6 protein-coding genes are annotated in these 6339 nt (G+C 36.3%); 5 read left to right on the forward strand and 1 reads right to left on the reverse strand.

Annotated elements, in window-relative coordinates:
- The first annotated feature begins 185 nt into the window (after window positions 1-185).
- The 4 genes from AACU98_RS17960 (at window position 186) to AACU98_RS17975 (ending at window position 4301) form a co-directional block, all read left to right on the forward strand.
- The gene (locus AACU98_RS17960; RefSeq protein WP_020945784.1) at window positions 186-1406 is read left to right on the forward strand and encodes a PfkB family carbohydrate kinase; all 1221 of its coding nucleotides are present in this window, start codon (window positions 186-188) and stop codon (window positions 1404-1406) included.
- Window positions 1407-1432: 26 nt separating this feature from the next.
- Window positions 1433-2170: a glutamine amidotransferase gene (locus tag AACU98_RS17965; RefSeq protein ID WP_004243294.1), complete on the forward strand. Its 738-nt coding sequence runs from the start codon at window positions 1433-1435 to the stop codon at window positions 2168-2170.
- Between the two features lie 131 nt (window positions 2171-2301).
- A complete protein-coding gene (locus AACU98_RS17970; RefSeq protein WP_004243293.1) occupies window positions 2302-3267 on the forward strand; it encodes a DMT family transporter in 966 nt (321 codons plus the stop codon).
- 2 nt (window positions 3268-3269) lie between these two features.
- Window positions 3270-4301, forward strand: a complete 1032-nt coding sequence (locus AACU98_RS17975) for a methylphosphonate esterase (protein WP_004243291.1) — start codon at window positions 3270-3272, stop codon at window positions 4299-4301.
- 81 nt (window positions 4302-4382) lie between these two features.
- Here the strand turns inward: AACU98_RS17975 and glpX are convergent, their stop codons facing one another.
- Complete coding sequence (glpX, locus tag AACU98_RS17980) at window positions 4383-5363, reverse strand: class II fructose-bisphosphatase (protein ID WP_004248255.1); 981 nt, start codon at window positions 5361-5363, stop codon at window positions 4383-4385.
- Between the two features lie 316 nt (window positions 5364-5679).
- Here glpX and AACU98_RS17985 point away from each other — a divergent pair, with 316 nt between their 5' ends.
- Entirely contained in the window at window positions 5680-6285 is a 606-nt protein-coding gene (locus tag AACU98_RS17985) for a nitroreductase family protein (RefSeq protein ID WP_017827564.1), read from the forward strand.
- Window positions 6286-6339 lie beyond the last annotated feature (54 nt).

The raw sequence follows: 6339 nt of genomic DNA on the forward strand, positions 1-6339 counted from the left end.
AATGAGAGGGGAGATGGCTTCTATATATTAAGTAATCTTATTACTATCATTATTTATTTCTGCTTTTTTTTGTTTTTTATTTTTGTGTTTCTGCTTTTTTTTGCTTTTAATAAATAACATATGATTGTAATCACAATCCCATAACAACTAATAAATTAAAGTTGTTGCCATAGAGGTAACATTAAATGAAAGCAGAGCGTCATAAAAAAATTGTTAATCTGATCAAAGGTCATGGTGCAGTAAAAGTTTCTGTTTTAGCAAAAGAGCTTAGTGTTACCAAAGAAACGATACGATCAGATTTAAATACATTGGCTGAGAAAGGAATAATTAAAAGATGCCATGGTGGGGCCTTTATTGAATTTGAAACATTAGACAAAGTTGCCAAAAAAGAAATCATACAATTTTTAGAATGTAATGATCAAATTGATAAAATTAATTTAGCGGGGCAGCCGGCAGTAAATAAAGTATGTGTATTAGGTTCATTTAATGTTGATATGATTAGTTATTTGCCCAGACTGCCAGAAACCGGGGAATCTTTATTGGCGAATAAATTTATCTTCTCACCAGGAGGTAAAGGATGTAATCAAGCATTAGCGGCAAGTTATGCTGATGCACAGGTGCATTTTATCACCAAAATCGGTACTGATCAGTTTAGTGATTATGCAGTAAATTTTATATCGTCATCAAGAATAAAAACATCAACGATATATCAAACTGAAAATCATCAAACTGGAACAGCATCAATCTTTGTGTCAGAAGAGAGTGGTGAAAATATTATTTCTATTTATTCAGGGGCTAATATGGATATTTCTTCTGATGAGGTAAAAATACAAAAAGATAAAATTATAGATGCCGATATAATTTTATTGCAATTAGAAACTAATATTGAAGCATTAAAGGAAATTATTTCAATCGGAAATGAAAATAATATTCCTATTATTTTAAATCCTGCACCTTACAATAAAATTATTGATAAGTTATTGCCAATGTTAGATATATTAACACCTAATGAAACAGAAGCCAGCTTATTATCAGGTATTGAAGTTGTTGATTTAGTATCTGCTAAAAATGCAGCCAATGCTATTTATCAAAAAGGTGTTAATAAAGTTGTCATTACTTTAGGTAGTAAAGGTTCATTAGCTTATGACGGTTATAAATATATTTACTCACCAGCTTATCCTGCGGTGGTAAAAAATACAGCGGGCGCTGGTGATGCTTTTAATGGTGCACTAGCAGCCTCACTAGCAAAAGGAAAGCAGTTTTCTTACGCGTTACGCTATGCATCAGCTTTTGCATCACTAGCTGTTGAGACGAGTAATGCTTCAGAAATGCCTGAAGATATTAATGTCATGCATCGCATCAATCAAACAACATATTCACAGATTGTCACTCAATCCCCTGAATAAATAATCTTTTTGAAAGAGGAAAAAAAATGAAAATCTTATTTATTGGTGAGTCATGGCACATTCATATGATCCACTCAAAAGGCTACGACAGTTTCACTTCTAGTAAATATGAGGAAGGTGCCACTTTTTTATTAAATTGTTTAAGGGAAAAAGGGGTAGCAGTTGATTATATGCCTGCACATACCGTTCAGGTCGCATTTCCTCAGACTGATGAAGAATTAGCAAAATATGATGTCATCGTGATCAGTGATATTGGTGCTAATACTTTCCTCTTGCAAAACGATACTTTCTACAACATGAAAGTACTTCCAAATGCATTAGGGCTAATTAAACAGTTTGTTGCTAATGGTGGTGGCTTATTAATGATTGGCGGCTATCTATCATTTATGGGTATTGAAGCGAAAGCAAACTATAAAAATACCTTATTGGCACAAGTGTTACCTGTTGAAATGTTAGAGGGTGACGATCGTGTGGAAGCCCCAGAAGGAGTATTCGCAACTCCAGTTAATGCAGAGCATGCCACGATAAAAGGTTTTAGTGAATGGCCGATGTTCCTTGGTTATAACAAAGTGTTCGCTAAACATAACACTGAAACGGTTTTGAATATTGGCGAAGATCCACTACTGGTGTTTGGTCAATTTGAAAAAGGAAAAACAGCTTGTTTTATGAGTGACTGTTCACCGCATTGGGGGAGCAAAGAGTTTTTAGCATGGCCACATTATGCTGATATGTGGGTCAATATTCTAAAGCAAATCGCACGTTAGTTCTTAATAACAATAGCAGTAAGAAAAGTAAAAAAGCGCGGAGATACACTCTGCGCTAATAACAAAATAACCGATTACTTGAAAAATAAAAAAGAAATCACTCATAGTCAATAATCCAAAAGGAACATCTTATGAGTACAAAAAATTTATCAACACCCTTGCTGATGGTAGCAACTGTGTTAGCAGGGATGCTATCACCAATGCAGTCTGCGGTGAATGGGCAACTGGGACATGTATTAAAAGACGGTAATGCTAGTGCAGTTATCTCTTTTGCCAGTGGTTTAGTGGTCATGTTTTTTATCATTATGTCCAAAAAACAATATCGTCAGCAATTTGCTTCTATTCCGACATTAATTAAAACACGTAAAATTCCATTATGGAACTGGTTTGCTGGCCTCTGTGGCGCAATGGTGGTTTTTTCTGAAGGAGCATCAGCCAGTGCATTAGGAATAGCTACATTCCAAACAGCATTAATTTCAGCACTGTTATTATCAGGTTTATTATGTGACCGCTTTGGTATAGGTGTGGATGAGAAGAAATACTTCACCCCATATCGTGTATTAGGTGCCGTATTAGCTGTTGTTGCTACTCTTTTTGTCGTTTCTCCACAGTGGCATTCAACCTCTTTTATTTACTTAGCTATTCTACCTTTTTTAGCGGGTTTATTAGCGGGATGGCAACCAGCAGGTAATTCAAAAGTGGCTGAAGCAACAGGTTCGATGATGGTTTCTATTACTTGGAACTTTATTGTTGGATTTACTGTTTTAACGATTGCGTTAGTAGTACGTATGGCGTTAGGGCATATAACACTGGAGCTTCCTGCTACATGGTGGATGTATTTAGGTGGGCCTTTAGGGTTAATGTCTATTGCATTAATGGCTATTTTAGTACGAGGCTTAGGGTTACTGATGTTAGGTGTTGCATCAACTGCGGGCCAATTACTGGGTTCAGTATTAATTGACCTCTTATTACCTTCGTTAGGAAATACTGTTTATTTAGTCACAATCATCGGTACGTTATTTGCCTTAGTCGGCGCCATTGTTACTACCATTCCTGAGTTTAAAGCGACTAAATCAGTAAAAAGAGCAGGGGCATAATCATGAAAGGTTATATTCAAACGGTAACGGGTCCGGTTAAAAAAGCGGATATGGGGCTGACACTACCTCACGAACATTTATTTAATGATTTATCTGGCGTTGTTGATGAACCTTTTTATGAATTCTCACACGTTTTAGTAGATAAAAAAGTCAGTGCAGATATTCAGTGGGGACTAAAATACGATCCATATTGTTGTTGCGATAATATGGATAAAAAACCCATTGAAGACGTTATTTTTGAATTAAATAATTTTAAAGAGCTTGGGGGCAAAACGATTGTTGATGCTACAGGTTCATCGTCAATTGGTCGTGATATTAGAAAATTAAAACAAGTTGCAGAATTAACGGGGATTAATGTCGTTGCTTCTTCCGGCCTTTATATTGAGAAATTTGAAGGAAAACGCCTAGCTGATGATATTGATGCGATGGCAAAAATGATCGATGATGAATTAAATATCGGCATTGACGGTACAGATATTCGTGCTGGTATGATTGGCGAAATTGGTGTATCTCCTTTCTTTACAGATGGTGAAAAAAATAGTTTACGTGCCGCTGCACTGGCTCAAAATAATAACCCTTATGCCTCAATGAATATTCATATGCCAGGTTGGCAACGCCGTGGTGATGAAGTATTAGATATTCTTTTAACAGAAATGGGGTGTGATCCAGCCAAAATATCGTTAGCCCATTCAGATCCTTCTGGTAAAGATATCGATTATCAATGCAAAATGCTTGATCGAGGTGTTTGGCTTGAATTTGACATGATAGGTCTTGATATTTCTTTCCCTAAAGAAGGCGCGGCACCCAGTGTGATGGATACGGTTGAAGCTGTCGCAACCTTAATAGAAAGAGGTTATGGTAACCAAATTGTATTAAGTCATGATGTGTTTTTAAAACAGATGTGGGCAAAAAATGGCGGAAATGGTTGGGGGTTTGTGCCTAACGTTTTTCTTTCATTATTAGCACAGCGTGGCATTGATAAGACGATAATAGATAAGCTGTGTATTGATAATCCAGCTAATTTATTAGCATGAATTAATTATAACTATAAATACCCCTTGAATACATTTTGCGACACGTAAGCCCGTGTCGCTTTTTTAGTTGTTATTCTCGTGTTAGCGTAAATGATAGTTTTCGATATAACGTAATGAGTGTGTGGAGCCATTAATCACTAACGAGTGTGTACGCAAATAATCGCTTTGTTCAGTGACACCGGATAATAGGTCACCGGCAGTAATTGCGGTTGCTGCAAACATAACATCCTGATGGCGCACCAATATTTCAAGTGGCAATGTAATATTAACATCAGTTCCCATGTTATGGCATCGAGAGATTTCTTGTGCTGCAATTTCTCTATTTGTTGCATTATTACCTTTAGCAATATCGCGGGTAATAAGGCGTGCTTGCATATCACCACCTAAAGCTTTAGCAATAGCGGCACTAATTACACCTTCTGGCGCACCACCAATCCCGTACATAACATCAATAGGATTATTAGGCATTGTGGCATATAAAGAAGCAAGCACATCGCCATCCGGCAAAGTGATGACATTAATACCTCTATTACGCAAATCAATGATAATATCGTGATGGCGCGGTTTATCTAAAATCGCGAGTGTTAACTGGCTTAATGATTTATTTAATGTTTGTGCAATAGCATCAAGGTTATATTCAAGGCAATGGTTAAGGTCGATCACACCTGCTGCTTTTTTACCGACAACCAGTTTTTCCATGTACATATCGGGTGCTTGTAAAAAACTACCTTCAAAACCTGCAGCTAAAATAGCCAAAGAATTATTTTCACCGGTAGCGACCATGCGAGTTCCATCGATAGGATCAACGGCAATTTCTATTTTTTCACCTTGGCCGTTGCCTACTGGTTCGCCAATATAGAGCATAGGTGCTTCATCAATTTCACCTTCACCAATAACAATTTGGCCATTGATATTAAGGCTATTAAGGCGCTCTCGCATGGCGGCAACTGCGGCAGCATCTGCCGCATTTTTATCTTGTTTACCTACCCATGGCATAGCCGCAATAGCAGCAGCTTCTGTGACTGATGCGATAGAATTAGTTAATTCATCATTTAATTTCATAGGGTTAATATACTTTGCAAGGTCTGTTATATTGAATAGTAGCCTTTGATGATACCCTTTTTTCAAATTTAAGTGTTAGGCTTAAATCAATTGTTTTCGCCTTCTTTTACGCTTAAAAACAAATAGGAAAAATAAAGGGTTATCGTATATTTTATAATACTATTGTAATGATATTTTGTTATTAACAAGTGGTTTTTTCGTTATAACTGATTAATTAACAAAGATAATTAGAAATAATAGCACAGTCTGCACACTAAACGCATTTCTTCTATAATAGATAAATAAATGTCAATGATTAGCAAATGGATGGAAAATAATGAATGTAATTGATGCAGTAAAAAACCGTCGTGCAACAAAACAGTTTGATGCTGATTTCAAAATACCACAAGAAGAGAAAAAAGCCTTACTTGAAGATGCGTTACAATATACGCCAAGTGCATTTAATCTGCAGCATTGGCGTCTTTTGGTTGTTGATGATGTTAAGCAACGTCAAGCATTAAGAAAAGTGGGTTGGGATCAGCCTCAAATAACAGACTCTGCTATGCTGATTGTTTTATGTGCAGATCTCAATGTTTGGGAGAGTGAAGTTAAAACAATTTGGCAAGATGCTACCCCTGAAGTCAGAGATATTATGTGCAGTGCTGTTGATAGTTATTATCGTAATAAACCACAAGTACAACGGGATGAGATTATGCGTAGTGCGGGTTTGTTTGCTCAAACACTGATGTTATTAGCACAAGAGCGCGGTTTTGATTCTTGTCCTATGGATGGGTTTGATTTTGCAGAGGTAGCAAAAACAATTAACTTGCCTGATCACTATGCTATCTGTTTAATGATTGCCATTGGTAAAGGTAAAGGAAAACCTTTTCCACGATTAGGTAAATTATCTTTTGATAAAGCGGTGACATTTGATCATTTTTAAAGTACTAAAGTGCTTCTTATATTTTATATAGGAAGTACTTTATTCCTATAATTA

Origin of the sequence: Proteus sp. G4380, assembly GCF_963885725.1 — a bacterium.
In the GTDB taxonomy this organism is placed as follows: Bacteria; Pseudomonadota; Gammaproteobacteria; order Enterobacterales; family Enterobacteriaceae; genus Proteus; species Proteus mirabilis.